The 21,745-nt window shown below is 54.8% G+C and carries 27 protein-coding genes and 1 pseudogene; 20 read left to right on the top strand and 8 right to left on the bottom strand.

Going from position 1 to position 21,745, the window contains the following annotated elements; translation table 11 throughout:
* The first annotated feature begins 91 nt into the window (after positions 1 to 91).
* Together cadR and KW568_RS29685 are read left to right on the top strand one after the other, a co-directional pair.
* Positions 92 to 499, top strand: coding sequence for a Cd(II)/Pb(II)-responsive transcriptional regulator (cadR, locus tag KW568_RS29690; protein WP_004364961.1), 408 nt, complete (start codon positions 92 to 94; stop codon positions 497 to 499).
* 107 nt (positions 500 to 606) lie between these two features.
* Positions 607 to 933, top strand: a complete 327-nt coding sequence (locus KW568_RS29685) for a DUF2790 domain-containing protein (RefSeq protein ID WP_003253458.1) — start codon at positions 607 to 609, stop codon at positions 931 to 933.
* Positions 934 to 965: 32 nt separating this feature from the next.
* On the opposite strand, the gene KW568_RS29680 is transcribed toward KW568_RS29685, so the two are convergent.
* Together KW568_RS29680 and KW568_RS29675 are read right to left on the bottom strand one after the other, a co-directional pair.
* On the bottom strand, positions 966 to 1,316 hold the full coding sequence (locus tag KW568_RS29680) for a DUF3147 family protein (RefSeq protein ID WP_004574646.1): 351 nt from the start codon (positions 1,314 to 1,316) through the stop codon (positions 966 to 968).
* Between the two features lie 280 nt (positions 1,317 to 1,596).
* Positions 1,597 to 2,286: a heavy metal response regulator transcription factor gene (locus KW568_RS29675; RefSeq protein ID WP_004574648.1), complete on the bottom strand. Its 690-nt coding sequence runs from the start codon at positions 2,284 to 2,286 to the stop codon at positions 1,597 to 1,599.
* Positions 2,287 to 2,518: 232 nt separating this feature from the next.
* On the opposite strand from KW568_RS29675, the gene KW568_RS29670 reads away from it, so the two are divergent.
* Together KW568_RS29670 and KW568_RS29665 are read left to right on the top strand one after the other, a co-directional pair.
* Positions 2,519 to 3,499 (top strand): IS5-like element ISPa41 family transposase, encoded by a 981-nt coding sequence (locus tag KW568_RS29670; protein ID WP_014003920.1) that lies wholly within the window; start codon positions 2,519 to 2,521, stop codon positions 3,497 to 3,499.
* 164 nt (positions 3,500 to 3,663) lie between these two features.
* The gene (locus tag KW568_RS29665; protein WP_004575497.1) at positions 3,664 to 4,017 is read left to right on the top strand and encodes a co-regulatory protein PtrA N-terminal domain-containing protein; all 354 of its coding nucleotides are present in this window, start codon (positions 3,664 to 3,666) and stop codon (positions 4,015 to 4,017) included.
* 255 nt (positions 4,018 to 4,272) lie between these two features.
* On the opposite strand, the gene KW568_RS29660 is transcribed toward KW568_RS29665, so the two are convergent.
* The gene (locus KW568_RS29660) at positions 4,273 to 5,253 is read right to left on the bottom strand and encodes an IS5-like element ISPa41 family transposase (protein WP_003117291.1); all 981 of its coding nucleotides are present in this window, start codon (positions 5,251 to 5,253) and stop codon (positions 4,273 to 4,275) included.
* Positions 5,254 to 5,355: 102 nt separating this feature from the next.
* Between KW568_RS29660 and KW568_RS29655 the strand changes: the two genes are divergently transcribed.
* The 4 genes from KW568_RS29655 (at position 5,356) to KW568_RS29640 (ending at position 8,903) form a co-directional block, all read left to right on the top strand.
* Positions 5,356 to 5,892: a plastocyanin/azurin family copper-binding protein gene (locus KW568_RS29655; RefSeq protein ID WP_004575498.1), complete on the top strand. Its 537-nt coding sequence runs from the start codon at positions 5,356 to 5,358 to the stop codon at positions 5,890 to 5,892.
* A 93-nt stretch (positions 5,893 to 5,985) separates the two neighbouring features.
* A complete protein-coding gene (locus KW568_RS29650) occupies positions 5,986 to 6,231 on the top strand; it encodes a DUF2933 domain-containing protein (protein ID WP_004575499.1) in 246 nt (81 codons plus the stop codon).
* A gap of 2 nt (positions 6,232 to 6,233) precedes the next feature.
* Positions 6,234 to 8,591, top strand: coding sequence for a heavy metal translocating P-type ATPase (locus KW568_RS29645; RefSeq protein ID WP_080641049.1), 2,358 nt, complete (start codon positions 6,234 to 6,236; stop codon positions 8,589 to 8,591).
* 111 nt (positions 8,592 to 8,702) lie between these two features.
* Positions 8,703 to 8,903 carry a heavy-metal-associated domain-containing protein gene (locus KW568_RS29640; protein ID WP_004575501.1) on the top strand — a complete coding sequence of 67 codons (201 nt, stop codon included), beginning with the start codon at positions 8,703 to 8,705 and terminating at the stop codon, positions 8,901 to 8,903.
* A 30-nt stretch (positions 8,904 to 8,933) separates the two neighbouring features.
* Here the strand turns inward: KW568_RS29640 and flgB are convergent, their stop codons facing one another.
* The gene (gene flgB / locus KW568_RS29635; RefSeq protein WP_004575502.1) at positions 8,934 to 9,347 is read right to left on the bottom strand and encodes a flagellar basal body rod protein FlgB; all 414 of its coding nucleotides are present in this window, start codon (positions 9,345 to 9,347) and stop codon (positions 8,934 to 8,936) included.
* Positions 9,348 to 9,732: 385 nt separating this feature from the next.
* Between flgB and KW568_RS29630 the strand changes: the two genes are divergently transcribed.
* Positions 9,733 to 9,972 carry a co-regulatory protein PtrA N-terminal domain-containing protein gene (locus tag KW568_RS29630; RefSeq protein WP_080634929.1) on the top strand — a complete coding sequence of 80 codons (240 nt, stop codon included), beginning with the start codon at positions 9,733 to 9,735 and terminating at the stop codon, positions 9,970 to 9,972.
* Here the strand turns inward: KW568_RS29630 and KW568_RS29625 are convergent.
* Positions 9,950 to 10,282 carry a DUF2790 domain-containing protein gene (locus KW568_RS29625; protein WP_004575503.1) on the bottom strand — a complete coding sequence of 111 codons (333 nt, stop codon included), beginning with the start codon at positions 10,280 to 10,282 and terminating at the stop codon, positions 9,950 to 9,952. The two genes, KW568_RS29630 and KW568_RS29625, sit on opposite strands and share 23 nt — an antisense overlap.
* A 628-nt stretch (positions 10,283 to 10,910) precedes the next feature.
* Between KW568_RS29625 and KW568_RS29620 the strand changes: the two genes are divergently transcribed.
* Both KW568_RS29620 and KW568_RS29615 read left to right on the top strand, forming a co-directional pair.
* Positions 10,911 to 12,581 carry a TnsD family Tn7-like transposition protein gene (locus KW568_RS29620; protein ID WP_080634930.1) on the top strand — a complete coding sequence of 557 codons (1,671 nt, stop codon included), beginning with the start codon at positions 10,911 to 10,913 and terminating at the stop codon, positions 12,579 to 12,581.
* Positions 12,582 to 12,685: 104 nt separating this feature from the next.
* Positions 12,686 to 13,087 (top strand): antitoxin Xre-like helix-turn-helix domain-containing protein, encoded by a 402-nt coding sequence (locus KW568_RS29615; protein WP_004575506.1) that lies wholly within the window; start codon positions 12,686 to 12,688, stop codon positions 13,085 to 13,087.
* 629 nt (positions 13,088 to 13,716) lie between these two features.
* Here KW568_RS29615 and KW568_RS29610 read toward each other — a convergent pair.
* Positions 13,717 to 13,902 (bottom strand): AbrB/MazE/SpoVT family DNA-binding domain-containing protein, encoded by a 186-nt coding sequence (locus KW568_RS29610; protein WP_154670346.1) that lies wholly within the window; start codon positions 13,900 to 13,902, stop codon positions 13,717 to 13,719.
* A 589-nt stretch (positions 13,903 to 14,491) separates the two neighbouring features.
* On the opposite strand from KW568_RS29610, the gene KW568_RS29605 reads away from it, so the two are divergent.
* The 6 genes and pseudogenes from KW568_RS29605 to KW568_RS29580 all read left to right on the top strand — a co-directional run bounded on the left by KW568_RS29605 (position 14,492) and on the right by KW568_RS29580 (position 18,694).
* Complete coding sequence (locus KW568_RS29605) at positions 14,492 to 14,689, top strand: hypothetical protein (RefSeq protein WP_004575510.1); 198 nt, start codon at positions 14,492 to 14,494, stop codon at positions 14,687 to 14,689.
* A gap of 51 nt (positions 14,690 to 14,740) precedes the next feature.
* Positions 14,741 to 15,709, top strand: coding sequence for an HNH endonuclease signature motif containing protein (locus KW568_RS29600; RefSeq protein ID WP_232435431.1), 969 nt, complete (start codon positions 14,741 to 14,743; stop codon positions 15,707 to 15,709).
* 120 nt (positions 15,710 to 15,829) lie between these two features.
* Positions 15,830 to 16,150 carry an IS66-like element accessory protein TnpA gene (gene tnpA / locus KW568_RS29595; RefSeq protein WP_004575512.1) on the top strand — a complete coding sequence of 107 codons (321 nt, stop codon included), beginning with the start codon at positions 15,830 to 15,832 and terminating at the stop codon, positions 16,148 to 16,150.
* Positions 16,147 to 16,482, top strand: coding sequence for an IS66 family insertion sequence element accessory protein TnpB (gene tnpB, locus KW568_RS29590; RefSeq protein WP_004575513.1), 336 nt, complete (start codon positions 16,147 to 16,149; stop codon positions 16,480 to 16,482). The genes tnpA and tnpB overlap by 4 nt, the downstream gene beginning before the upstream one ends.
* A gap of 63 nt (positions 16,483 to 16,545) precedes the next feature.
* A pseudogene (tnpC, locus tag KW568_RS29585) lies at positions 16,546 to 18,087 on the top strand (IS66 family transposase).
* A 22-nt stretch (positions 18,088 to 18,109) separates the two neighbouring features.
* The gene (locus KW568_RS29580; protein WP_080634931.1) at positions 18,110 to 18,694 is read left to right on the top strand and encodes a nucleotidyltransferase family protein; all 585 of its coding nucleotides are present in this window, start codon (positions 18,110 to 18,112) and stop codon (positions 18,692 to 18,694) included.
* Positions 18,695 to 18,876: 182 nt separating this feature from the next.
* Here KW568_RS29580 and KW568_RS29575 read toward each other — a convergent pair whose 3' ends face one another.
* Positions 18,877 to 19,416: a hypothetical protein gene (locus tag KW568_RS29575; RefSeq protein WP_004575516.1), complete on the bottom strand. Its 540-nt coding sequence runs from the start codon at positions 19,414 to 19,416 to the stop codon at positions 18,877 to 18,879.
* A gap of 123 nt (positions 19,417 to 19,539) precedes the next feature.
* On the opposite strand from KW568_RS29575, the gene KW568_RS29570 reads away from it, so the two are divergent.
* The gene (locus KW568_RS29570; protein ID WP_004575517.1) at positions 19,540 to 19,896 is read left to right on the top strand and encodes a hypothetical protein; all 357 of its coding nucleotides are present in this window, start codon (positions 19,540 to 19,542) and stop codon (positions 19,894 to 19,896) included.
* Positions 19,897 to 19,916: 20 nt separating this feature from the next.
* A complete protein-coding gene (locus tag KW568_RS29565) occupies positions 19,917 to 20,465 on the top strand; it encodes an N-acetyltransferase (protein ID WP_004575518.1) in 549 nt (182 codons plus the stop codon).
* A 538-nt stretch (positions 20,466 to 21,003) separates the two neighbouring features.
* On the opposite strand, the gene KW568_RS29560 is transcribed toward KW568_RS29565, so the two are convergent.
* Positions 21,004 to 21,216, bottom strand: a complete 213-nt coding sequence (locus KW568_RS29560) for a hypothetical protein (RefSeq protein WP_016487018.1) — start codon at positions 21,214 to 21,216, stop codon at positions 21,004 to 21,006.
* Here KW568_RS29560 and KW568_RS29555 point away from each other — a divergent pair.
* Positions 21,209 to 21,550, top strand: coding sequence for a hypothetical protein (locus KW568_RS29555; protein WP_004575521.1), 342 nt, complete (start codon positions 21,209 to 21,211; stop codon positions 21,548 to 21,550). The two genes, KW568_RS29560 and KW568_RS29555, sit on opposite strands and share 8 nt — an antisense overlap.
* Positions 21,551 to 21,745 lie beyond the last annotated feature (195 nt).

The raw sequence follows: 21,745 nt of genomic DNA, 5'->3' as shown, positions 1-21,745 counted from the left end.
CGACTCCACTTGAACAATGTTGTGGTACCATTTAAAACTATAAAGCTACTATAAGGTCAATAGAGTAAAGAATCCGTTGGGGAGGAGGCTGATGCGCATTGGTCAGTTGGCGCAGTTGGTAGGGGTCGAAACACAGACGATCCGCTTCTATGAACAGCAGGGCTTGTTGCCGCCGCCTGATCGGCAGGACAACGGTTACCGTGTCTATACCGAGAAGCATGGTGAGGGGCTGGCTTTCATCCGTCGCTGCAGAATCCTGGGCCTGTCACTGGCTGAGATTCACGAACTACAGAGCTATCAGGACGACCCTCATCAGCCTTGTACCGCCGTCAACGCCTTGCTCGATGATCACATCTCTCATGTGCGGTCGCAGATAACCGCTCTGCAAGCGCTTGAGAAACAACTCGTTTCACTGAGAGCGAGTTGCAACGATGACCGGGAAGTTGAGGCGTGTGGGGTTCTTGCTGGAATTAGCGAAGGAAACATGCACCAGCAGTAGGTGAAGCATCAACCAGATAATCCGATGAGATGCCGGTCTGTCTCACTCTCATGCAAAGGTAAGATCAACCATTTAATCCGCTTACCCTTTTTATTAAGGGACTTTTTATGAACACTACTGTATCAGCGATCGCCGTGTTTATGCTCTTCACATCACTAACAGCCAATGCACAAAGCGGTATGGAAATAAACCAACGCATTGAGCGCTCTGCTAGAGAGGCTACTGCGGATTATGCTCAGCGCGTAAAAAAGCCCATGCCTCAACTTGAAGACTATGCCTACGGCATGGACCTTGACGTTGGTAAGTTAGTGTATGTATCTCCCAGCGTGCGGTACTGCGGTAATGTAAGAAGTATGATGACCTACGAAGACTCGAAAGGCGAGCTGCACATGGTTCGCTACCTAGTGAAGGGCGAGTGCATTAACAGCCGTTAAGACGTATAAAGATGATGCCTGCGGCCGCCGGATCATAGAAGCTCAATGCCGAACCGGCGCAGCAGTATGGCGAAGCCTCCGAAACTGGCTATTGTGATGTCGATGCTGCTGATAAGTGTTGGCCAGAATCCCAGCTTGGGAAGCAGCACTGGAAAATCGATGAACATCGGCAGGGGCGGCAGCACGTACCAGAAAGTGTACCAAGCATGATTGGAGATCTTCTCCATGCTCTGGTTGTCCGGATAGAGCCAGACCAGCGTCAGGACCGTGACCAGCGGCAGGGCGGCGGCGAGCCCGCCCAGCTTGTCACTGCGCTTTGCCAGCTCTGATACGAGAATCACTATTCCGGCAGTGAGTAGGTACCTCGTGATGATCGAAGCCATCGCTGAACCTTCTGGAGATTGTGGACATGGGGAGGCGAAGTCATTCACCCCCCCCTATCGAAGGCCTCCTGCCGTTTACGCCATTCCTCACCGCGTGTCTTCTACGACACCACCCTCAGCCATGAGGGTGATGTGTTGGCTTGCTGATCAACGGCCGATCAGTGCGAGGGCGACGGGACGCTCTCATGGAAAGCTGCCCGCTCAATCTGGATGGTGCAGAGCACAGCCGTTACAGCAATCATGAACATTAGGCTCATGCGGGTAGTCAGTGACATTCGCTTCATTCCGACCCCGAGTCCGGTGCGTCCAACATGTAACCCATTCCCCGAGAGGTGTGGATCAGCTTGAACTCAAAATCATCATCAATCTTTGCTCTGAGCCTTCTGACCGCGACCTCAATAACGTTGGTATCACTGTCGAAGTTCATGTCCCAAACTTGGGATGCAATAAGTGACTTGGGCAGAACCTCACCTCGACGACGAAGCAGCAGTTCGAGCAACGCAAACTCTTTCGCTGTCAGATCTATGCGCTTGCCTCCTCGAATAACCCTACGCTTAAGTAGGTCCACCTCCAGATCAGCCAATTTCATATAGGTTTGTGAGGGCGCACTAGTGCCGCGACGCAACAACGTTCGAACGCGTGCCAGCAGCTCAGGAAAGGCAAAGGGTTTAATCAGATAATCGTCGGCCCCCAGTTCAAGCCCTTTTACTCGGTCCTCAACGCGGTCTCGCGCCGTGAGGAAGAGCACCGGAACATCTTTCCCGGATGCACGCACTTTCTGAAGTACTTCCCAGCCATCCAGCCCAGGCATCATCACATCAAGAATCAGCAGGCCATACGCCTCGCTCAAAGCGTGCTGAAGCGCGTCCTGGCCATTGGTAAAGCGATCAACATTGAACCCCGCCTCAGTGAGTCCTTGCTGCAAATAGATACCTATTTTGGGTTCGTCTTCCGCAACCAGAAGTCTCATGGGGGTGGCTCTCAAATAATTGTGAGGCTGAGTCTGCAACGAAATGCTTCTGCCAACAAGCAACTGACAGAAAAGTAATATTGGCTTCAGGTAGTTGTCAGCGAGCGCTGTCTAGGGTTCAAACATGAGTACGCCCTGGTGCTCGACCGACTCTTCAGAATGAAACCTAAGGAATCTCCGAACAAGCCTTCAGTTATGCGAGAATCCCCGCAACACCTGATCCGAGCCGCCCATGAGCCAGATGAGCTTTTCCGACTTTGAGTACGCCGGCAAGCGCAAGCAGACCCGCCGAGAGCGCTTCCTCGCCGAAATGGATCAGGTGGTGCCCTGGGCAGGCCTGCTGGAGCTGATCGAACCGTTCTACCCCAAGGCCGGCGGCGGTAGAAAACCCTATCCTCTGGAAACCATGCTGCGCATCCATCTGTTGCAGAACTGGTTCTCCCTGAGCGACCCGGCCATGGAAGAAGCGCTCTACGAAATCACGCCCATGCGCCAGTTCGCACGCCTGACGCTGAGCGCGCCAATCCCCGAAGACACCACGATCATGAACTTCCGGCACTTGCTGGAGAAGCATCAGCTCGCACCGGCAATCCTTGCGGTCATCAATGGTTATCTGCAGGAAAAAGGCCTGTCGCTGCGCCAAGGCACCATCGTCGATGCCACCATTATTCATGCCCCCAGCTCGACCAAAAATAAAGAAGGCAAGCGTGATCCCGAGATGCACCAGACCAAGAAAGGCGGTCAGTATTTCTTCGGGATGAAGGCGCACATCGGTGCCGATGTCGAGTCCGGCCTGGTGCATCACGTCCATGGCACCGCTGCCAATGTGGCCGATGTCACGCAGGTGGCTGAACTGCTGCATGGCGAAGAAAACGCCGTGTATGCAGATGCCGGTTACACCGGTGTCGAAAGGCGCGAAGAGCATGAAAATCGGGGGGTGATCTGGCAGATTGCAGCGCGTCGCAGCACCTATTCCAAGCTGAACCAGCGCAGCGTACTGTACAAAGCCAAGCGCAAGATCGAGTTCTGCAAGGCTCAGACACGGGCCAAGGTCGAGCATCCGTTTCGCGTGATCAAGCGGCAGTTTGGTTACGTGAAAGTACGTTTTCGTGGGCTGATGAAAAACACGGCTCAGTTGACCACGCTGTTCGCCCTGGCAAACCTGTGGAGGGTTCGAAAACAGCTCATGGGTATGGGTGAGGTTCGCGTTTAACACGGAGAACCGGTCGAAAAAGCTCTCCGTACATGATTTTTCGGTCACTTTTCGTCCAATGACGCTGTAGGTGCCTGGAAAATTGCAACTTGCCGCGGCTGCACGACAAGTTGATCGGAGCATCCCTAAGGGAGCCGGAAAGTAAATCCATAAGGAGCTGTCCTATGAATCGCCTAAAAGTCCTTTTCTTTGTGAGCTCGATATTTGTCTCGTCTTTTGCGTTGGCTGAAGGTGGCGCAGACCGGATCGCGGAGCGTATGGAGAGCCTGCGCGACAAAGCAGAAGCAACCTTGGTACAAGCTGAAAAAGCCCCTGAAGGACAGCGCCATGTACACATGGCCGAGCATATGAAAATGCTGGGCGAAATCATGAGCCAGCTCCATCAAGATCACCCAAACGCATCAATGTCACCTCAGCAGCACCTCGCCTGGATGGAAAAACACGACGCCATGGTTGATGACGTTTTGAACCAAATGCAGCGCGAGCACAAACTGATGCTTTCTGAGAACCATCAGTAACCGAATACCTCCGACGGGGCTCTTTGAAACGCTCCGCTAGACACGGCGTCATCTGGGCGCCGTGTTTTCTCAGGAAAACTGACAGAAATGTAGTGTTCAAGTCAGTTAACGGGCAGCTCTATCCCTTTAGGGATGCTCCGATCAACTTGTCGTGCAGCCGCGGCAAGTTGCAATTTTCCAGGCACCTACAGCGTCATTGGACGAAAAGTGACCGAAAAATCATGTACGGAGAGCTTTTTCGACCGGTTCTCCGTGTTAAACGCGAACCTCACCCATACCCATGAGCTGTTTTCGAACCCTCCACAGGTTTGCCAGGGCGAACAGCGTGGTCAACTGAGCCGTGTTTTTCATCAGCCCACGAAAACGTATTTTCACGTAACCAAACTGCCGCTTGATCACGCGAAACGGATGCTCGACCTTGGCCCGTGTCTGAGCCTTGCAGAACTCGATCTTGCGCTTGGCTTTGTACAGTACGCTGCGCTGGTTCAGCTTGGAATAGGTGCTGCGACGCGCTGCAATCTGCCAGATCACCCCCCGATTTTCATGCTCTTCGCGCCTTTCGACACCGGTGTAACCGGCATCTGCATACACGGCGTTTTCTTCGCCATGCAGCAGTTCAGCCACCTGCGTGACATCGGCCACATTGGCAGCGGTGCCATGGACGTGATGCACCAGGCCGGACTCGACATCGGCACCGATGTGCGCCTTCATCCCGAAGAAATACTGACCGCCTTTCTTGGTCTGGTGCATCTCGGGATCACGCTTGCCTTCTTTATTTTTGGTCGAGCTGGGGGCATGAATAATGGTGGCATCGACGATGGTGCCTTGGCGCAGCGACAGGCCTTTTTCCTGCAGATAACCATTGATGACCGCAAGGATTGCCGGTGCGAGCTGATGCTTCTCCAGCAAGTGCCGGAAGTTCATGATCGTGGTGTCTTCGGGGATTGGCGCGCTCAGCGTCAGGCGTGCGAACTGGCGCATGGGCGTGATTTCGTAGAGCGCTTCCTCCATGGCCGGGTCGCTCAGGGAGAACCAGTTCTGCAACAGATGGATGCGCAGCATGGTTTCCAGAGGATAGGGTTTTCTACCGCCGCCGGCCTTGGGGTAGAACGGTTCGATCAGCTCCAGCAGGCCTGCCCAGGGCACCACCTGATCCATTTCGGCGAGGAAGCGCTCTCGGCGGGTTTGCTTGCGCTTGCCGGCGTACTCAAAGTCGGAAAAGCTCATCTGGCTCATGGGCGGCTCGGATCAGGTGTTGCGGGGATTCTCGCATAACTGAAGGCTTGTTCGGAGATTCCTTAGCATAGCTAGTGTTTTCCACTTGCTCTCGAGGTCACCATGAAAACTAAGCTCATTAGTCCAGTTATTGCGGCAATCACCCTACTCCTCGGCGCTACGGCGATGGCCAGCGTAGGTCATGGGAAAGAGGATATCGGTCAGCCTGGAGTCGCCTCAGAGGTCACTCGCACGGTTGATGTGGAGATGGGTGATATTTTCTTCAAAACTAAAAGCGTCGACGTAAAGCCCGGTGAAACGGTTCGCTTTGTACTTCACAACAAAGGGGCGTTGCTGCACGAGTTCAATATCGGCCAAGCCGCTGCTCACGCGGCGCACCAAAAAGAAATGGCGAGCATGTTCCAGAATGGAACGCTTACACCCACCGGAACTGGAAAAATGTCGGGCAATATGGGCCATAGCATGGGAGGCATGAAGATGGTTGGAATGGAACACAACGACCCGAATAGCGTGCTGATCGAGCCAGGGGCAACCAAGGAGTTGATCTGGACCTTCAACAACACAACTGGACTTCAATTTGCCTGCAACGTGCCAGGTCATTACCAGTCGGGGATGGTCGGTCAATTTGACTTGAAGTAAGCCTGAACCGACCGTTAAAACCGCGTCGACGCAAGAGTTCGCTATGCTCTGAGGCAGAGATCAGAGCAACACGCTCACAAACGGGTCTAGATCATGGATAACCATCAGCATCCGGCTGGAGGCACCTCCCCACCATTTTGGAGGCGCAAAACAGGCGTTGTACTGATCATGCTCGTTGCGATCGGTGCCTTTTACGGGGTGCGGGAACATTTCACCCACGTTTATCCGTATTTGCCCTACCTCATCCTGTTGATCTGTCCATTGATGCATTTTTTTGGGCATGGACATGGCGGACATGCCCATGGCGATCAGGCAGGAACCAACAAGGAAGAGAAATAGCTATGCCCACTACACCGAGCCACCACGATCACGGTCCCGCCCACGCTGCCTCGCCCCATGACGGTGATCTACGTGACCCGGTGTGCGGTATGGCGGTTACACCTCCAAGTAAATTTGGCGAGTCTTACCAAGGACAGACGTATCAATTTTGTAGCCAGAAATGCCAAGAGAAATTTCGGGCAGATCCAGAACGCTACATTGGTAATCATCCCAGCGCTGAACCCAGCAGCGCCGCTATAGAGCCCGCGCTACAGGTAGCCACTGAGTTTACCTGTCCTATGCACCCGGAAATAAGACAGCCAGGGCCCGGCAATTGCCCTAAATGTGGCATGACATTAGAGCCGGTCATGCCCGCGCTTGATGACGTTGACAAAACCGAGCTCCGTGATTTCACGCGCCGCTTTTGGTGGTCTCTGCCTTTAACCGTGATAGTGACCGTTCTAGCCATGGCGGGCCATTCATTACAACTCTTCCATGGTTCGGTTCAAAACTGGATCGAGTTTGCTCTTGCGACGCCGGTCACCTTATGGGCAGGTTGGCCCTTTTTTGTAAGGGCCATAGCAGCTGTTAGAAATCGCAGTCCAAATATGTGGACACTGATAGGTTTGGGTACTGCCGCAGCGTATCTTTACAGCATCGCGGCAACCCTATTTCCCCAAAGTTTTCCCACCACCTTCATGCAAGATGGACGCATCGGCGTCTACTTCGAAGCCGCTGCGGTCATCATCTCGCTCACCTTGCTTGGGCAAATTCTTGAGCTCAAAGCACGTTCACAAACCTCCGCCGCCATTAAGTCCCTTCTAGGCCTTTCTCCCAAAACTGCACGCAAGATCAACGCTGATGGTCAGGAGGAAGACATTCCTCTTACCCATGTTCACTTGGGAGACCATTTGCGGGTCAGACCTGGTGAAAAAGTGCCAGTTGATGGCTCTGTACTCGAGGGAGAAAGTGCGGTGGATGAATCCATGCTCACTGGTGAACCTGTGCCGGTAATGAAAAGAGCAGGGGATAGTTTGATCGGCGCCACGCTTAATACTCATGGAAGCTTGGTGATGAAGGCGCAAAAGGTCGGCGCCGACACCATGCTGTCGCAGATAGTACAAATGGTCGCTCTAGCCCAACGCTCCAAGGCGCCAATGCAACGAATGGCCGACTCGATTGCCGGCTACTTTGTGATGGGGGTTATCGCGATTGCGTTGCTGACACTCTTAGGCTGGGGGCTATTCGGTCCGGAACCCAGCTGGGTCTTCGGCCTGATAAACGCTGTTGCCGTACTTATCATCGCTTGCCCCTGTGCACTGGGTCTCGCAACGCCCATGTCGATCATGGTTTCGACAGGTAAAGCCGCCAGTATGGGTGTGCTGTTCAGGGATGCCAGTGCCATTGAAAACCTTTGCAAGATCGACACACTGATTGTCGATAAAACGGGGACCCTGACAGAGGGACGGCCGGTATTTCACAGTGTGGAGGCCACACCCGATTTCAACTCACACGATGTGCTTCAACTGGCCGCTAGCCTTGATCAAGGCAGCGAACATCCTTTAGCTCATGCCATCGTCGATCACGCCCGAACTGAAAATGTTGCGCTCACCAAGCCTGAATCGTTTGAGTCCGGATCGGGGATCGGAGTCAGTGGCCTCGTTGATGGCAAGAAAGTACAGCTGGGCAACACTGCACTGATGGAAGCTGCCGGCGTGAGCACAAAGGTCTTACAAGACCGTGCAGAGTTGTTGCGCCTTGAAGGCATCAGCATCATCTATCTAGCAGTTGACGGGGTCTTGGCAGGATTACTGGCGGTCTCAGACCCGATAAAACCGACCTCTAAAGAAGCAGTCACCAAGCTTAAGGCTGATAACGTAAAAATCATCATGGCCACGGGAGACGGGCTCACCACCGCACGTGCTGTCGCCAAGGAGATGGGTATTGAAGAGGTTCATGGTGAAGTGAAACCTCAGGACAAAGAGCGCCTGGTGGCGGACCTCCAGCAATCCGGTCGAAAGGTTGCCATGGCCGGCGACGGTATCAACGACGCACCGGCCTTGGCGCGAGCAGATGTGGGCATTGCCATGGGTACAGGGACTGACGTCGCGATGAATAGCGCGCAGCTCACGCTGGTAAAAGGCGACCTGATGGGGATTTTACGGGCACGGGCACTTTCGGTTGCAACGGTAAAAAACATGCGGCAAAACTTGGGGTTCGCCTTCCTTTACAACTCAATGGGTATTCCCCTCGCCGCAGGCCTGCTCTATCCACTGACGGGGCACCTTCTGTCTCCAATGATTGCTGCGTTAGCCATGAGCGTCAGTTCTGCGTCTGTAGTTTTCAATGCTTTGAGGCTGAGGAATACCCGAATTGATTGAGCGTAACCGATGCTCGCAGCCCGCTATACATAACTCTTGACCTTACCGTCGTGTCAACGTTGATCCTGTTGTTGCGGTGAAAATAGACCGCTCAGCACAAGAGGAATAACCATGTTCGTCTTAAACTTATCAGGCATTGGTTGCGGTAGCTGCGTCAGCAAAATCACCAAAGCAATTCAGTCACTGGACAGCGAGGCTATGATTTCCGTGGATCGCGCGGCAGGTAAGGTAAGCGTTGAAAGCAGCGAAAAACCAGAGCAGGTCCGTAAAACTGTCGAAGCACTCGGTTTCCCTTCCCAAATCAGCGCCTGAGGCGCTGATTCCCTCGCTGGGTAAAGTTTATTATTCACCTCGCAGAGCTTTAAGTAGCCCCTTAAATGCTCCATTTAATCTAGTAAAGGCGGTTTCGAAATGAATTTCATTTTCCGTATACTTTGCGACCTCGACCTGTTGATCCACAGTATTTTGATCAATGGAAGGTTGGTTCGGCGTACTGTAAAGCAAAGCACCGCCGTGAATATCACTTACTAATTCGTTTACGGCAATATGTTTTGGGTTTGTTGTTTTTAAAGAGAACGGAGTAGCCAAACCTCCTTTTGTTTGGCTAGCCAGTACAGCAGAAAAGTCCAAGTCTCTGGCCTTAAAGTTAGGAGTGTCGGCATTAGCGATATTATTGCTAAGTACCTCAGCTCGTTGGCTGCGAAAAAGTAATGCTCTTTCTGCGGAGCCAAGCGCTTTTTCAAAATTGATACTCACCGGTGGCCACCTATAGTTACGCTGCCATTTAATTCCCACCTATCGAACACTCAAGTGCTTAACGTAGTGCGTCCGAGTCGAGGTATGATTTCAGCGAAAACTCAAAAACGCCACGCCATCGTGCAGTGACCGGAAACTTACAACACCGCACAGGTAAATTTTAGATGGTGGATGGAGGTTATGTGTCGTTGGATAGCTTAGACCTTACGGACTAATCACTCTGTATGTCAAGAGAAATATCGCAACCTGACACAACTGTAATATTGGCCTAAGCTTCCTGACAGGGGATGAGTCTTATAGTCCTATTGAGCCTCAAGCTCACCCCCCAAGAGTCAACGATTGATGTGGATTCAGGGGTTACCAATAATCATCCGAGGTCCCCCAAATGAACCCTATCAAAACCTTGTTCGTCATCGCGGCTCTGACCGTCTCTTCTTTGGCTATGGCTGAAGGCGGTGGTGACCGGACTTTCGCACGCATGGAAGTGGCCAGGAATAATTCGATGGAATCGTACCGAGTAGCTCAAACGCAAAATGCCCAACCTCCCGTCGCTGAAAGCAAAGCCAAGGCGATGGACTCCAAGACTTACCCTGTCCCTTCGGTCAGTTTTGACCTCTACAGTTAATTCCAGCAGAGCGATATTCGAGGATTTTCAACTCACCTGTTGAGTCCTCGTAATTCATCTGTGTCGGCATCACGTCGCAGCTACCTTTGAGCGAAGTCATACTGATAACTCTCGCCACATCCAGTTTCATTCCGTAGCGATAATGGATCACTTCAGGTGGTTTTTTTCCATTGGCAGCGGCGTAGGCACGCATTGCTTGCTCATTTGCCTGAATCATCTTTCCGTGTAAGCGATCAGATCCTCCTTCAGCTAAAGCGGATGAGGAGACGATTACGAGCATGAGGGCGGCAATGCTTTTAGCGGTGTTCATTTCTGTTACTCCATGAAGACATGAGTGAAGCTTACCGACTGGGAGCTGTCATCCACGTGATCCGGGAATTACATGTTTGTAAGTCCGATCGGTGATGCTGTCACGCGGCTCTATGACATACGGCTGGTCTCGTTCCGCCCAGGTGAGTTTCACAGCGAGTATGAGTTCGACCGCACCAACCGATACCTGGTACGCGGCTTTGGTACACGTTGGCCGGCACCGAAGGATGAGAGACCAGACGCCGGCGGCGCTGCTGCGCGTCAGCGGCCGTCACCAAGTGACGTGGCCACCGCCCTCGCATTCGTCAAACCGGCCGGAAATTGACCTGGCCAGATGGAGAAAATTGGACGTTTATGGAAGCGTACTTTTTGCGAGAAAGTGTGAGGGTATTCTAACGTGCTGGATCACCCTCCAGCCCCCGGAATACCTGATGTATACGTGATCAGTATCGGATAGATATATGATGAGATATCTGTTGAGGAAATGTGAAAGTGTAGTGGCTATATGCCGTCATTCTTTGTGTAAATTTTCAAAAGTCCTGACCCTGATACAGGATTGAGTGTGTTACAAGTAGGCCGATCACTGGATGTGCGTCCTTTCCGAGCCCTACCTTGTAAGTCGGTAACTGATGTCTGATCTTCTGTTTTTTCCTATGTCTATGCCGGACGAGATGCTGCATTCCCGCATCACGCGCTATCACTTCCTTTCAGGTAACAGAACCGCTAGGGAGACTTTCCGCGATCTGTTTGGCTCGGAGCCTTTCAACGTAGGCATGTTACCCAAGCAAATTGACGTGCTCGCTGCCAGATTGCCTGGTGAAACGGCGAGGAATCTGGATGATCTCGTCAGCACGAATACTACCTTTCCCGCCTATAGGCCGTTTCTGGGCGTAAGCCAAGGAGCGGAAGCCGGCAATCCAGGGCTCAGTTTCTCTGGGGTTGCCCGCGTTCCTCGCCGAGAGATAACGGTCCATGGCAAGGCAAAGCTTTGCCGCTCGTGCGTAGAGCAGGACTTTCTTGAGTTGGGGTATGCGTATTGGCATCGGTCACACCATTTGCCAGGTGTGTACGTCTGCTGGCGTCATGGCGATTCCCTGATGCATGCATGCCCGAAATGCTCCCTGCCGTTCTTCCGAAAGCTTCGGTTGCTGCCGGTTCTCTCAGAGCCCTGTGTATGCGGTTGGAGCGTGCTCAGTCCGGCGGTTGTGAGCAAGGGCGCTCATCACGAAAGGAAATTTGCAGAGTTTGCACATGAACTCCTCCAGCGCAATATCCCACCGCAAAGCAGTGAGACTCTTTGTTCGACGTATATTAGGCAGTGCAAGAAACGAGGGTTCGTACATGGAAAGTTTACAGGCACCGCGAAGCTGTTCGACAGTATTCGTGATAAATATGGTGATGAATCCCTTTCGCAGATGGATAATGCCTATGCAGCAGGGAAATACAACCAGTGGATAAGGTTTACTCAGCACAAAGATCAGGTGGACATGCCCCTTTCTCGGCATTTGATCATTGCGCAGCACCTGTTTGGTAGCGCTGAAGAGTTTGAGCATGCGCTGAAGAAGGAGCATATTCTTCAGGGTGTGGCAGGTGTCAGGCTACGTGCTCTGGATGAAAAGCCAAAACCCGGCAAAGAGGCGCAGTTCCGTCAGAAAGTCGAAACCCTGCTGGCAATTCGAGGGCATGCAAGCCTGGAGTACCTCTGGAGCAACGCCTATAAGGCCACCAAGTGGCTTTACGAGAACGATAAACCTTGGCTGCTGCGCAAGCTCACCACGCCAACCCCAGCACCCACTGAGGCCGAGGATGCCACTGATTCCCGAGACAGCGCATTTGTCGCCATCCTGTTGAAGGGGGCGGAGGACATGTATCAAATTTCCAGGGGCCAGAAGCGCGTCAATTTTAGTAATCTGCAAAAACTACTTCCTGTTTCCTTGCCGGGGGATGCACTAATACGTAAGCGCAGATTTCCTCTTGCCGCTCAGCAGGCCGAATCGCTGCTTGAATCTGTTTGGCACTTTCGACTCAGGAGGATAATTTGTGCCATTGACGATATGACGAAACTTAAGCTTCCAATAGGCGGCGGAAGTCTTAGAGCTGTCTCTACCGTCCCTTTTTCAGCTTTTCAAGCGATCGTCAGTTTATTTGAATGGGATTTAGATGCTTTCGAAAAGAATGGAGTAGATCCTGAGGCCTTACTCAAGTCGACGGGTGTATTTCGAGACTGGCAGGGACCTCCAGGTTTTAATGTGGTCCTCGGTGGTAATGCGTACTACCGCAATAAGCCAGACAAGGCGTAACTAAAAATCGTGAGTTGAGCACTTTCTATTCTGCACATGAGTCCGTGACTTTGATCGGGTTCATGTTCAGCAGTAAGCTAAGAAAAAGTGTAGGAGTTGAGGCCATGGTCATCAGTCAGTGCCTTACCGGGGAGCAGTGTTCGGTCGGTCTGAAGGTCGCGCTTCGAATCATCAAATCCTGGCGAGCAACTCCAGGGCAAGCCTGCAGAATCCTGCGGATTTCCCCGTCGACGTTCCGTCGCGCTGCGCAGGGACGGGAGTGTGGGCGCAGGCTAGACCTCGATCAGCAGCAGCGGATCGGGCTTGTCATCGGTATCCACGGTTCTTTGAGGGCTGCATTCAGCAACCAGGACAACGTGAGGGGCTTTCCAAGCTTCAGGAATGCCAACCCTTTCTTTGAAGGGCGAACTGCTCTGGAGATCATGGCCCAAGGAGACCTGATCTCTCTGTATGAGACCTATCGGCGCATCGAGCAGATCCACTGCGGCGAGATCATGGCTGGATGATGAGCAGCCGCAGTGAGGGGGAGGCGGGTTAGGCGACTAACTTCAGGCGAGGAGCGAGCGCCATGTAGTCTTGGGGCATGGTTGAAAGGATCGCGGCGACCTTTCCTGAGGCAGTCGCTCAGAGAGCAGTGCTTCAAGCTTGCCCAACCGCTCTTGGACGGCGATTGCACGATCCCATTGAACGCTGAATCGCTTGGCCGCGACTTTTTGTTCCACAAGCACCAGGTGTCGGTTGAGGTCATAGCTGTAGCGCATGGTGACCTTGTTCGACGCACCGCCATCGTCTGCCTCTTGGAAGGTCAGCTCGAACACCAAGCCCTGAGAGGTTTTCCGGGCCGATGAGCTCACTGGTCTCAGATGGAAAGCGTTTCTCCGAGTGGCGACGATCCTTCGGCGTAAGTGACGGCGGTGGGGTGTTCGTGCCGTCGGCGATGGCAGGTGACGAGACTGAGATGAACGTGATGCTCTGTGCATTTGGTGATGGTCAGAGCACTATTGTGCACCTGAATCACCATTTCGTGCCGAGTGACTGGCTGAAGCGCGAGTCCCCAAACACTTTGAATTGGTCGAGATGGTTGAAGACCGTGCACAAACTGCTTTGGCTGAGACCGGTCAGGCACAGTCAGCGGTTAGCCTGGATTAGGATCACGGATTGGCCTCAGCACGATCACGCTGTCGACAATCTCGATGCTGAGCTTGTCGCCCACGGCAAGGCTCAGCTCTTTCAGGATGTCTGGGGGTAACTCCACGATCACATCCCCCGAGCCATCACCAGGGTCCTGACATTTGACCGTCGTGCGCGCTGATTGGGCCATGAGGGGTCTCGAAGGGTTCACCTGTGCCATCGTACACCCACAGGCCTATTCAATGATCACCACGCTACCGAACGGCGATGGGGCGACTTGGCGTGCGGTACATGGCCACAGGTGAGGTCGCTTTGAGCGGGCTTGTCGCTGGTTGTGTCAAACTATATTCCGCGCAACGGGGTGCCTTTTTTCGATGGGGCATCTGCTTGTGTCAAACTATGATTCGATCGCAGCGGTAGGCCTTATCGCTGGAGGCCGCGAATTTCAGTGGGCTCTGTGTCAAACTATATTGCGAGCCCCCACCGATCCAGTCGAAGGCGAGGTTAGCAGCGCTGTAGCTGCATACAAAATGGCGTTGGTGAGGACCCATTATCGGAACTGGGCACATCGTCTTGCCTGCTGGGCGCGGGGCCGTGAAGCGCTTCGGCGTGAAGCTGTTTTGAGCAACACGAGAAAACATGCTCAAGAAGTGGTTAGCAGATCGCCCGAGCATCGCGCAGTCCTGAAGAAAATCGTCAAATCGCAGCCGAACGACATTGCCGAAAAAGACAATCTGCTGTCACTTTTGGCTGGCAGCTTGGAATTATAGGAAACCGGTATGGCAATCGAGACGACTCTGTATGTGGTAGGTGGCCTGCTGCTGACGTGCATGGTGTTCAACTGCGGCTACCGCCTTGGGAAGCTGCGCGGCATGGAAGAGACGCACACAAGCTCAACGCTTCGTTTGTCGGTGCTCGCCAGCGGGCCCCGGTCTGCCCTGGAGCAGCTTGTATCAACCAACGGCCCGAGCAGCTAGGAAGTCGGACCATGAAGTAGTGCCAATCAAGGTGTCTGTTGGAGAGTATCGTTGTCCAAGTCATCACCCCGTCAGTTCCGAGGCTCAGAAAGCCTCGCGGCTGAACAGCGCTCCCGCGCAACTGTGCGGCCATTCCTGGAAGCCTGCGGCTTCGTGGTGACCGAAGCTCGCCTGATCCCCACTGGCGCAGCATTCCAGCAGATTGTGTCTTTCCACACCCCTGATGGTGATGACGTTAAAGCTCGGGTGCGCCTGTGCTGGCGGCGTGATGGTCGCAACCAGAATGAGCAGAAGTATTCTGCGGCGCAGTTGACTGCAAGTCTTCGGCCTGGTGGCTGGGACGCCACCTTGGAATATGTGAAGGACAGAGACCTCGCCCAGGGCATCACCCACAATTTGCTATTTCAGCGTGACGGCGAGACCGTGGTTTATGCGGCCCTCATCCCGATAGGTGCGTTGCATCCGATCTGGAATCGGCAGCGAGAGGTGAGCGATGAGCTCCTACGCAGGGGGCTGAAAGGAAGCATCACGAAGAACCATGCCCAGAACGGGAAAAGTCCAACTCTGTGGCTTCAGGATGATCGGATGCCGGATACCCACCAGGTCGCGGATGTGTTGTGGCAATGGCCAGGTGTTGTCGATCTCGCCAAGCTGGTTGGGTTCCACCTGAAATCACATGACCCGGACGACACCTTCGACGATTGCCCGATGCCGGACTATTCAGCGTTAGGCCGTGACTTGGGGGAGAGGGTGAGCACCGTTAGGTCTCACGTGAAACGAGACCCTAAGGTACGACTGGCGGTTCTGGAACGAGCTCGGTACCGCTGTGAGCGATGCACTGAAAGTCGATCATTTCCTGGCTTCCTGGACGTCCACCACGTGCTAGGTGCCGACGTGTCGGATCGATTCTACAACTGCGTAGCGCTATGCCCGAATTGTCATCGAGAAGCTCACTATGGCGAGAATCGAGATGAACTGAACCAGCGGCTTCTGGAGTACGCGTCCCAGTTTCGAGCGTGAACGGCTTCTGCAGACTGTAGGTAAGCGTCCGGCGAACTCACCTTCCGAACTCCAGCATTAAGGGCGATGGTGTCCGCGTATTTTTAAGCGGACGCGATCACCCTTATCGCCAGGATTTCCATGCGCCAACGAAGCTCTTATCCGAAACCATTTAAAGCCCAAGTCGTGCGGGAATGCCTGCAACCTGGCGCAACGGTGTCCAGTGTCGCCATCAGCCACGGCATCAATGCCAACGTCATCCGCAAATGGATGCCGCTCTTTCGAGACCAGCCCGCAGCAACCTCGCTACCGGCATTTGTTCCGTTAAAGGCCGCACCTAAACGGCCAGCCGATTCGTCAGTGATCATTGAGGTGCCCATGGCCGGGCAATTGATAACTGTGAAATGGCCAGCCTCGGATCCTGAGGGCTGCGCACAATTCATTCGGGCTGTCGCTCAATGATCCGCATCGATGCGATCTGGCTGGCCACCGAGCCGATGGACATGCGCGCCGGCACCGAAACGGCATTGGCCCGAGTGATCGCGGTGTTCGGTGCGGCGAAGCCGCACTGCGCTTATCTGTTCGCCAATCGCCGGGCTAATCGAATGAAAGTGCTGGTGCATGACGGCGTGGGCGTCTGGCTTGCAGCGCGGCGGCTGAATCAAGGCAAGTTCCACTGGCCCGGCATTCGCCATGGCTGCGAGGTCGAACTCGACAGCGAACAACTCCAGGCTTTGGTGCTGGGCCTGCCGTGGCAGCGCGTCGGCGCAGGCGGTGTGATCAGCATGCTGTAACCGCCGGCCATTTGGCCGGTCTGCTTGTCGTCGTTCTGCGCCTGCTCTGGCACAATCGGCGGCATGACTTTCTCGCCCAACCTCGACCAGATGACTCCGGAACAGCTTCGTGCCTTGGCGGCACAGGCGTTGCAGTTGCAGTCCTAGGTCGAGGCGATGAGCAGGAAGATCCAGAACGATGAGATCCTCATCGAACAGTTCAAGTTCGAAATCGCCCTGCTCAAACGCCACAAGTTTGCCAAGCGCAGCGAGCAAATCAGCCCGGCGCAAGGCAGCTTGCTGGATGACCTGCTCGATACAGACCTTGAAGCGATCGAGGCCGAGCTGAAACAGCTTCTTCCCGCTTCGTCACAGGCCGAGCCACGGCAATCGCCGAAACGTGCCCCATTGCCGCCACAGTTTCCACGCACGGTGATTCGTCACGAGCCAGAAAGCACCCAGTGTTGTGCCTGTGGCTGCCAACTTCAGCGCATCGGCGAAGATGTCAGCGAAAAGCTGGATTACACGCCAGGCGTGTTCACGGTCGAGCAACATGTGCGTGGCAAATGGGCCTGCCGTCAGTGCGAAACTCTGACTCAGGCGCCGGTGCCGGCGCAGGTTATCGACAAAGGTATTCCGACCGCAGGCTTGCTGGCCCACGTCATGGTGGCCAAGTTTGCTGATCACTTGCCGCTCTATCGGCAGGAGAACATCTTCGGCCGCGCCGGGCTGGCAATTGCTCGTTCGACCTTGGCCCAGTGGGTCGGACAGACCGGAGTGCGACTCCAGCCGCTGGTCGATGCTCTGCGAGAAGCGGTGCTGAAGCAGGGCGTGATTCACGCTGACGAAACACCGGTTCAAATGCTTGCGCCAGGCGAGAAGAAAACCCATCGGGCCTACGTCTGGGCCTACAGCAGCACGCCGTTTTCGGCGTTCAAAGCCGTGGTATACGACTTCAGCCCAAGCCGTGCGGGCGAACATGCGCGCAACTTCCTGGGCGACTGGAACGGCAAGTTGGTCTGCGATGACTTCGCTGGCTACAAAGCTGGTTTTGAGCAAGGCATCACTGAAATCGGCTGCATGGCCCACACCCGCCGCAAGTTTTTCGATCTGCATGTTGCGAACAAAAGTCAGTTGGCCCAACAAGCGCTGCACTCGATAAGCGGCTTGTACGAGATCGAACGCCAGGCGCGGGACATGAGTGATGAAGATCGTTGGCGAATACGTCAGGAACTGGCGGTACCGATCAGCAAAACACTGCATGACTGGATGTTGGCTCAGCGCGACCTGGTGCCCAACGGCTCAGCCACAGCTAAAGCCCTCGATTACAGCCTGAAACGCTGGGTAGCGATGACGCGCTACCTGGACGATGGGGCTGTGCCCATCGACAACAACCAAGTCGAGAACCAGATACGGCCATGGGCACTCGGGCGCTCGAACTGGTTGTTTGCCGGGTCGCTGCGCAGTGGTAAACGAGCGGCTGCGATCATGAGTTTGATCCAGTCGGCGCGCATGAACGGGCATGATCCGTATGCCTATCTCAAAGATGTGCTGACGCGGCTTCTGCCGACACAGCGGGCAAGTGAGATTGGGCAGCTGCTGCCGCATCAGTGGGTGCAGGCCTAGCTTCAACGGGGTGATCTTCCAAGTGGACAATAGCTCGACAATCCAAGCAATCATTTCGGATGACCCCATTCGGCGTAGGATGCTCGAAATAGTGCGCTCCTTGAACTTGCCCGACTGCTGGATAGGAGCAGGTTTCGTCCGAAACGCGGTTTGGGATCATCTGCACGGTCGCAGCTCATCTACGGTCTCAACAGACGTTGATGTCATCTGGTTTGATGCCACACGTTGCACACCCGAGCAAGATGAAGCCCTAGAGGCAGCCCTCAGAGACCTAGACCCGAACGTACTGTGGTCTGTGAAAAACCAAGCGAGAATGCATGTTCAGAACGGCGATGAGCCCTATCAGTCGGCGACCGATGCAATGCGTTACTGGCCAGAAACTGCCACAGCACTAGCGATAAGACTGCGGGAGGACGGCACATATGAAATCGCTGCGCCGTTGGGCTTTGATGATCTTTTTGACTTGATAATCCGGCCAGCAGGAAGGTTCGCTACGGATAAAAATGCTATCTATCAAGACCGCGTCACGTCCAAAAACTGGTTGAAGATTTGGCCAATGCTTACGCTCTCGGGGCTATCTCCTAGACCTTGCGTCAAGGTGACTTAACCGGACGCTTACGACTGTAGCGCTCTCTGCTCTCTACTATGATGCGCAGCGTTGGGGCTACTACGCAGGCAGGGTCGCGGAAATGACGGGAGTGAGCGTCGACGAGATGGGGCGTGAGATCGACGAGGCTATTGAAACCAAAAGCGCTGCCGGCGATTAGTTAGCGGTCTTGGTACGCCCGATCACATTAGCGCGATCATCGCCTGGGTGATTGTGCAGCTGTGCTCCTTGGCGTAAGCCTCGATGGTTGCCATCTTGCGGACGTTGGCGAGGGTCTTGCGGGCCTGCTTTTGGCCGGACTGGATTCCGCCGAGAGACTGGTCCTTTGCGGGCTTCGTTCGCTTCGGCTTAGGCGGGAGAGGTGCCCGCCATCCCTCACGGTTGAAGTTTCTGCCCGCCTCGGGATCCCCATCGTGCTTGTACTTGTGCTCTGAGCCTTTCCCCTTGATGTGGGCGGGCAAAACGATGAGCCCGGTGGACAGGTATTCCTTGAGCAGTTGACGGGCCTGGGTCACCACCTTTGTCTTACTGATACCGCCATTCCCCGCGGCCGTACCCGCGGAGCCGTTCATCTGCATGCCCTTGAGCTTGCAGAGCTTGTACAGCAGCTTGTAGGCGTTCTCGCACCCAGTGACGCGAACCTCGGCAGCCATCAGCTCATCGATCACTGCCTGGAGCGGGTGGGCACCGGCTGGGTTTGTGGCCTTTAGTTCTTCAGTCATAGGGTTCTGGGGGTGGAGTAGGGCAGCAAATACTACCTGCAATAGGTTAGGTGCTGAAGGTGCCCCGTGGCTTTCGCAGCTGATAAAGTGCTCGCCGTTACAATCACCCAAGGATGGCAATCTATGTCGTTTCGCATCGCCGATCTGTATGACCAAAGTTACAGCTGTGCCGGCTGCGCTACGAGCGGTCTCGATCGCAGCGCGGTCAACGCGAGCACTTGGACCTGCCTGACCTGCGGCGAACGGCTTTGGATCGCGATGAGCGACCCCGCTGGCAACAGCTACCTGGTGGAGCGTCTCCCGGCCAAGGTTCTGGTAGTCGGTGACCAGGTGGTGTATCAGAAGCCCCGTGGCCTCGAGGCCGGTGAAGTCAGGGCATCGGGTCCTGGAAAGCGCAAAGGGAACTGGTGGTTCTTGGCGGTGGAGCGGTTTGGTTCCGATCATGTTGAGCCAGAGCGTTACATCAACCGCGCGGTCTGACCCTGCAAAGGCCCTTCGTCATGAGTGACCAGATGACCTTCGACCCGATTCGCGACTTCTTCCAGCGCCGTCAGGGAGCCCTGTTGGATGTCCAGGCGAGGGCATTGCAACTGGTCATCGATCGCAGTGAGCCCGTACGCGGCAATTTCTGTTTCCCAGGCCCGGATATCGACGCGGCCATCCAGCATCAGGGCGAGCACATTGGGAGGGTCTGGTATGGCTTCAGCCCGCTGCAGGATCGCCTCTACATTTACGATATCGAGATCAATTCGAGGTACCAAGGACGAGGCTTCGGCCAGGTGGCATTGTGGCTTTTATGGTCACGGAATCAACTGCCATTAACGCCGCTGTACGAGGTCATGAGGTCGCACGGCTTCTGGGCCAAAGTGCGAAAGCGCTTCGCCGCCGCCGGCGTCACCCTCACCCGCGACTTACGAACTGGAGAGCAAGAAGTCGAACAGCAGCGCTGGCAGCATCTGGTATCGGAGACCGACGCAGAGCGTCTCAACCGTGAATACTGGGAAGGGGAGGCCGCTAAGCTATCTGCCGGCCAGTTGAACAGCGACTAGCTAAGGCCGGGCACCCACGCAAATCTGGTGAGTGCCCTCGGCAATCATTACGAACTGCGCCACCTGGTGCAGCCGGGCGTCAGCTGATGCTGATCGGCGCGGCCAGCTGCTGGAGGCGGCCGTTGTTTGCCTTGACCAGGCGCAGCCCATATCCAGGCCACGCTAGTGCGTGCCGTAGGCCATGGATAGAGCTCCTATGGCTAACATGATCGCACCGCCAATCAGCACGACGTACTTCAACTTGCCGGGCTCATCGACCGTTACCCCATCACGGTATACCCGTGTGGTATCGCATCGAGAGCAATGTTGGTTACGCTCATAGACATCCGCCACGCCCCCGCCACTGTCCACCCACTGGTGTCTCAACCAGTAACATTCCTTTTTCGCTACCATTGATTATTTCCTTGTCTTGGCGCGAAAGCCGCGCCTTTCTAACGCATAAGCCCAGCGCATGGCCTGGTGTTAGGCGGTACCAGCAATTTTCATCGTTTTTGCCCATCGCACAACAGGCGGTAGTAGCAATTGTCTGGCCAGCTGCCTATGCCAAAGCGAGGGCATCTTGATTGACCGTCGCCTGAAGGCGCTGACTGATCCGCTCCAACTCCTCCTGGACAATCGTGATCTCTGCTTCGGTCAAGGTGGTGCCGGGCTGTTGATGGCTCGCTTCTGTATTCTGGAGCAGGCCTGACGCAAAGTTAGGCGCGAACGCGATTGCTACTCGTACCCTTGGCTTCTCAGCTGCCATGGTCATTTGTCCACTCTGGCGGCTACGCCGCAATCCAGCGCTCAACGCTGCCCTTGCTTCCGCATCGAATTGGCCGCAGGCCCTGCAGGCGGCGCTCAATGCTGTTGAACGGTCGGGTGCTTATCGGCTCGCAACCCGTTGGCAGTGGCTCGCCGCTTTCGATTCGATCTGGGACGCCTGCGATGCGTTCGAAGCCCTCGAGTTGCTGGTGGTGTGTGAAAAGCAGATAGCAGACTTGATCAAGCGTGAGATCAAGCGTGTCCCGCGGCATTCATTCGGCTTGAAAGTGAACCCGGCCTTCTGGTCAGCCCTTACGGCGTTGCTTTCGGTGCTTCCTTGAAGCAGTTCGTCGCAGGCTTCTTTGAGTGCCTGCTGGACGTGTTCAGGGCTCGTGCCATACACGTTGAGCGAGATATGAACTTGAAAAGGTAATTGCGCTGACATTGAGTGCTCCCCCGTGAGTCATGAAGTAACAGATTGTGGGCTGCCGCTGGTCTACGGCACCCGGATTCGGCATAAGCTTGCCGAATCTGCA

Source organism: Pseudomonas sp. HD6515 (assembly GCF_024971855.1).
GTDB lineage: Bacteria > Pseudomonadota > Gammaproteobacteria > Pseudomonadales > Pseudomonadaceae > Aquipseudomonas > Aquipseudomonas alloputida.
Note: the sequence above shows the minus strand (reverse complement) of the source record. Positions and strands in the feature narration are given on the sequence as shown.

Bases quoted from the DNA above. Each gene is read 5' to 3' on its own strand.
- cadR (WP_004364961.1), top strand. From the start codon at position 92: ATGCGCATTGGTCAGTTGGCGCAGTTGGTAGGGGTCGAAACACAGACG.
- KW568_RS29685 (WP_003253458.1), top strand. From the start codon at position 607: ATGAACACTACTGTATCAGCGATCGCCGTGTTTATGCTCTTCACATCA.
- KW568_RS29680 (WP_004574646.1), bottom strand. From the start codon at position 1,316: ATGGCTTCGATCATCACGAGGTACCTACTCACTGCCGGAATAGTGATT.
- KW568_RS29675 (WP_004574648.1), bottom strand. From the start codon at position 2,286: ATGAGACTTCTGGTTGCGGAAGACGAACCCAAAATAGGTATCTATTTG.
- KW568_RS29670 (WP_014003920.1), top strand. From the start codon at position 2,519: ATGAGCCAGATGAGCTTTTCCGACTTTGAGTACGCCGGCAAGCGCAAG.
- KW568_RS29665 (WP_004575497.1), top strand. From the start codon at position 3,664: ATGAATCGCCTAAAAGTCCTTTTCTTTGTGAGCTCGATATTTGTCTCG.
- KW568_RS29660 (WP_003117291.1), bottom strand. From the start codon at position 5,253: ATGAGCCAGATGAGCTTTTCCGACTTTGAGTACGCCGGCAAGCGCAAG.
- KW568_RS29655 (WP_004575498.1), top strand. From the start codon at position 5,356: ATGAAAACTAAGCTCATTAGTCCAGTTATTGCGGCAATCACCCTACTC.
- KW568_RS29650 (WP_004575499.1), top strand. From the start codon at position 5,986: ATGGATAACCATCAGCATCCGGCTGGAGGCACCTCCCCACCATTTTGG.
- KW568_RS29645 (WP_080641049.1), top strand. From the start codon at position 6,234: ATGCCCACTACACCGAGCCACCACGATCACGGTCCCGCCCACGCTGCC.
- KW568_RS29640 (WP_004575501.1), top strand. From the start codon at position 8,703: ATGTTCGTCTTAAACTTATCAGGCATTGGTTGCGGTAGCTGCGTCAGC.
- KW568_RS29630 (WP_080634929.1), top strand. From the start codon at position 9,733: ATGAACCCTATCAAAACCTTGTTCGTCATCGCGGCTCTGACCGTCTCT.
- KW568_RS29625 (WP_004575503.1), bottom strand. From the start codon at position 10,282: ATGAACACCGCTAAAAGCATTGCCGCCCTCATGCTCGTAATCGTCTCC.
- KW568_RS29620 (WP_080634930.1), top strand. From the start codon at position 10,911: ATGTCTGATCTTCTGTTTTTTCCTATGTCTATGCCGGACGAGATGCTG.
- KW568_RS29615 (WP_004575506.1), top strand. From the start codon at position 12,686: ATGGTCATCAGTCAGTGCCTTACCGGGGAGCAGTGTTCGGTCGGTCTG.
- KW568_RS29610 (WP_154670346.1), bottom strand. From the start codon at position 13,902: ATGGCCCAATCAGCGCGCACGACGGTCAAATGTCAGGACCCTGGTGAT.
- KW568_RS29605 (WP_004575510.1), top strand. From the start codon at position 14,492: ATGGCAATCGAGACGACTCTGTATGTGGTAGGTGGCCTGCTGCTGACG.
- tnpA (WP_004575512.1), top strand. From the start codon at position 15,830: ATGCGCCAACGAAGCTCTTATCCGAAACCATTTAAAGCCCAAGTCGTG.
- tnpB (WP_004575513.1), top strand. From the start codon at position 16,147: ATGATCCGCATCGATGCGATCTGGCTGGCCACCGAGCCGATGGACATG.
- KW568_RS29575 (WP_004575516.1), bottom strand. From the start codon at position 19,416: ATGACTGAAGAACTAAAGGCCACAAACCCAGCCGGTGCCCACCCGCTC.
- KW568_RS29570 (WP_004575517.1), top strand. From the start codon at position 19,540: ATGTCGTTTCGCATCGCCGATCTGTATGACCAAAGTTACAGCTGTGCC.
- KW568_RS29565 (WP_004575518.1), top strand. From the start codon at position 19,917: ATGAGTGACCAGATGACCTTCGACCCGATTCGCGACTTCTTCCAGCGC.
- KW568_RS29555 (WP_004575521.1), top strand. From the start codon at position 21,209: ATGGTCATTTGTCCACTCTGGCGGCTACGCCGCAATCCAGCGCTCAAC.
- KW568_RS29560 (WP_016487018.1), bottom strand. From the start codon at position 21,216: ATGACCATGGCAGCTGAGAAGCCAAGGGTACGAGTAGCAATCGCGTTC.